Source organism: Blastomonas sp., assembly GCF_041747255.1.
Classification (GTDB): domain Bacteria; phylum Pseudomonadota; class Alphaproteobacteria; order Sphingomonadales; family Sphingomonadaceae; genus Blastomonas.
The window spans coordinates 1-2,667 of sequence record NZ_JBGTFM010000092.1 but is presented as its reverse complement, the minus strand read 5'-3'; the positions used below and the strand labels follow the sequence as shown (position 1 = coordinate 2,667).

Below are 2,667 nucleotides of genomic sequence, written 5' to 3'. Positions count from 1 at the left end.
GGGGGAGGGGCTGCGGCTGGTCACCAAGACCCGCCACGCATGCAGCCTGTTCGATCTGCTCGCTGCATACGGGCGGGTGACGCAGCGGGGCCAGCCGGTGGTGCACATGGTCAAGGCGCGCAACGTGATGACGCTGGACGATGCGCTGACCCGGTTGTCGTTCATGCTGGGCACCGCGCTTGACTGGACCGCACTCAGCGATTTCCTGCCCGAAGGTGCGCCTGCAGACTTGCGCCGGTCGGCCACCGCGTCGACCTTTCTGGCGCTGCTTGAGCTGGCGCGGCAAGGCCGGGTCGACCTGGCGCAGGACGAAGCGTTTGCGCCACTGATGGTGCGGACGGCGACGCGGTGAGCGAGATCGATCCGGTCTGCCGCGCGGTCGAGGCGGCGCTGTTCGCTGCGCAACAGCCGCAAAGCATCGCCGATCTTGCCGCGCAGATCGGACAGGAGGCTGACATCGCGGGCGCGCTGGCGGCGCTGTCTGGCGACTATACCGGGCGCGGCATCGAGCTGGTCGAGCGCGCCGGGCGTTGGCATTTCCAGACCGCAGCCGATCTCGCCTGGCTGCTGCGGCGTGAGACCGAGCAGCTGCGCAAGCTTTCGCGCGCCGCCACCGAAACATTGGCGATCATCGCCTATCACGAGCCGGTCAGCCGCGCCGAGATTGAGGCCATTCGCGGCGTGCAGGTCAGCAAGGGCACCATCGATGTGCTGATGGAAGAGGGCTGGGTGACACCCGCCGGACGACGCGAAGTGCCGGGGCGACCGCTGATTTATGCGACAACGCCCGATTTCCTCAGCCACTTTGGGCTCGCCAGCCGCCGGGACCTGCCGGGACTTGAAGACCTGCGCGCCGCAGGGCTGCTCGACCCGGTCGATTTGGCGCTTGAGGGCGCGCTGGCGGGCGATGCAGACGAACCGTCAGGCGAACAATCCGATTCATTGCTGGAAAACCGCGACGATCAGGCCTAGATGTAAGCCAGCTTCAGGAGAATTATCATGGGATCGTTTTCCCTCATGCATTGGGTCATCGTGATCCTGGTTATCGTGCTGCTGTTTGGTGGCGGACGCATTTCGTCGCTGATGGGCGATGTTGCCAAGGGCATCAAGAGCTTCAAAAAGGGCATGGCCGAAGATGACGAGCCGGTGCAGCCGACGCGTCCGGTCGCGCAGATCGAGGCCCCGCCCAGCCGCACGATTGATGGCAAGACCAGCAACGTGAACGAAGAACGCAAACCCGGCTGAGCCTGCCCGTTTGCGGGCGTAACGAAAGCGGCTTGGCGCGATGCTCGATATCGGTTCGACAGAGCTGTTGCTGATCATCATCGTGGCGATTGTGGTGATCGGCCCGAAGGATTTGCCGCGCGCATTGTACAAGGTCGGTCAGGTGGTCGGCAAGGCGAAGGGCGTGATGCGCCATTTCCGCACCGGGGTCGATGCCATGGTGCGCGAGGTCGAACTTGAGGAAATGGAAAAGAAGTGGAAGGCGGACAACGAGCGCATCATGCGCGAACACGCCAACGCCCCCGCGATGCAGCCGCTACCCGCCCCTGCAACTGCCTCTAGGTCCGCGCCTGCCGCCACTGACACCGCACCCGTTACTGCATCGCCGTCACCCGATGCCGCGAGCCCGGCCACGCTGCCGCCAGCCCCTGCCAGCCATGAGGGTGAGCGGTGAGCACGGTGGACGAACCCGCCGACGATGATGTCGATGCCTCGCGCGCACCGCTGCTCGACCATCTGACCGAGCTGCGCCAGCGCCTGCTGCGCTGTGTCTATGCGCTGGTGCTTGCCTTTGCGGTGTGTTTCTATTTTTCCGAACAGATTTTCGCGTTTCTGGTTGTACCGCTGAAGGACGCGTTTGGCGACGGCAACGGGCGGCTGGTATATACCAAGCTGTATGAAGCGTTCTTCGTTCAGGTGAAGGTCGCGTTTTTCGGCGCGTTCTGCGTGTCCTTCCCGATCATCGCCAACCAACTGTGGGCCTTTGTCGCGCCCGGCCTGTATCGCAAGGAAAAGCGCGCGCTGCTGCCGTTCATTTTGGCGACCCCCTTGCTCTTCACCGCTGGCGCGGCGCTCGCGTATTATGTGGTGATGCCAACGGCATTCAGATTTTTCCTGCAGTTTCAGGGCGATTCCGCCGGGCTTGAGGTTGAGGCCTTGCCCAGCACCGACGCCTATCTGTCGCTGGTCATGCAGTTCATCCTCGCCTTCGGGATCAGCTTTCTGCTGCCAGTGCTGCTAATGCTGCTCAATCGCGCCGGGATCGTGTCGCGCGATCAGCTCAAGAGCGTGCGGCGTTATATGATTGTTGCGGCGTTCATTGTTGCGGCGGTGATCACCCCGCCCGATGTCGTGTCGCAACTGATGCTCGCGATCCCCCTGATCCTGCTCTACGAATTCAGCATTCTCGCGATCTGGTTCACGGAACGCAAGGCGGCGAAGGCCAAGCTTGATGCGGATGCTCAGGAGGAGCCTGAAGCCAGCCCCCAGTCAGAGCCTGCGGAGTAACGGGCAGGGGAGCGGTCTGCGCCCGTCCCTCGACTTCGCTCGGGACAGACGGGGGTAGTTGGCGTTATCGAGCTTTTGAGCGAGGCGCACATATGGTCCGTGCTCTCGCGAAGTCGAGGGACGTTGCGCCATCCCCCACCTCACCCCTTCACAGGC

Annotated in this window: 5 protein-coding genes; all 5 read left to right on the top strand. The window is 63.4% G+C overall.

Annotated features, from left to right (window positions below):
- A partial coding sequence (locus ACEW8G_RS03145; protein WP_373486991.1) for a segregation/condensation protein A occupies positions 1 to 352 on the top strand: 352 nt, incomplete at its 5' end.
- Positions 349 to 972: an SMC-Scp complex subunit ScpB gene (gene scpB / locus ACEW8G_RS03140; RefSeq protein WP_373486990.1), complete on the top strand. Its 624-nt coding sequence runs from the start codon at positions 349 to 351 to the stop codon at positions 970 to 972. The genes ACEW8G_RS03145 and scpB, both read left to right, overlap by 4 nt.
- A 27-nt stretch (positions 973 to 999) precedes the next feature.
- Positions 1,000 to 1,245, top strand: coding sequence for a twin-arginine translocase TatA/TatE family subunit (locus ACEW8G_RS03135; protein WP_373486989.1), 246 nt, complete (start codon positions 1,000 to 1,002; stop codon positions 1,243 to 1,245).
- A gap of 40 nt (positions 1,246 to 1,285) precedes the next feature.
- Positions 1,286 to 1,678: a Sec-independent protein translocase protein TatB gene (gene tatB / locus ACEW8G_RS03130; RefSeq protein WP_373486988.1), complete on the top strand. Its 393-nt coding sequence runs from the start codon at positions 1,286 to 1,288 to the stop codon at positions 1,676 to 1,678.
- Positions 1,675 to 2,511, top strand: a complete 837-nt coding sequence (gene tatC, locus ACEW8G_RS03125; protein WP_373486987.1) for a twin-arginine translocase subunit TatC — start codon at positions 1,675 to 1,677, stop codon at positions 2,509 to 2,511. Before tatB ends, tatC begins: the two co-directional genes overlap by 4 nt.
- The last annotated feature ends 156 nt before the right edge of the window (positions 2,512 to 2,667 follow it).

Coding starts and splice junctions, on each gene's coding strand:
- ACEW8G_RS03135 (WP_373486989.1), top strand. CDS start 1,000: ATGGGATCGTTTTCCCTCATGCATTGGGTCATCGTGATCCTGGTTATC.
- tatB (WP_373486988.1), top strand. CDS start 1,286: ATGCTCGATATCGGTTCGACAGAGCTGTTGCTGATCATCATCGTGGCG.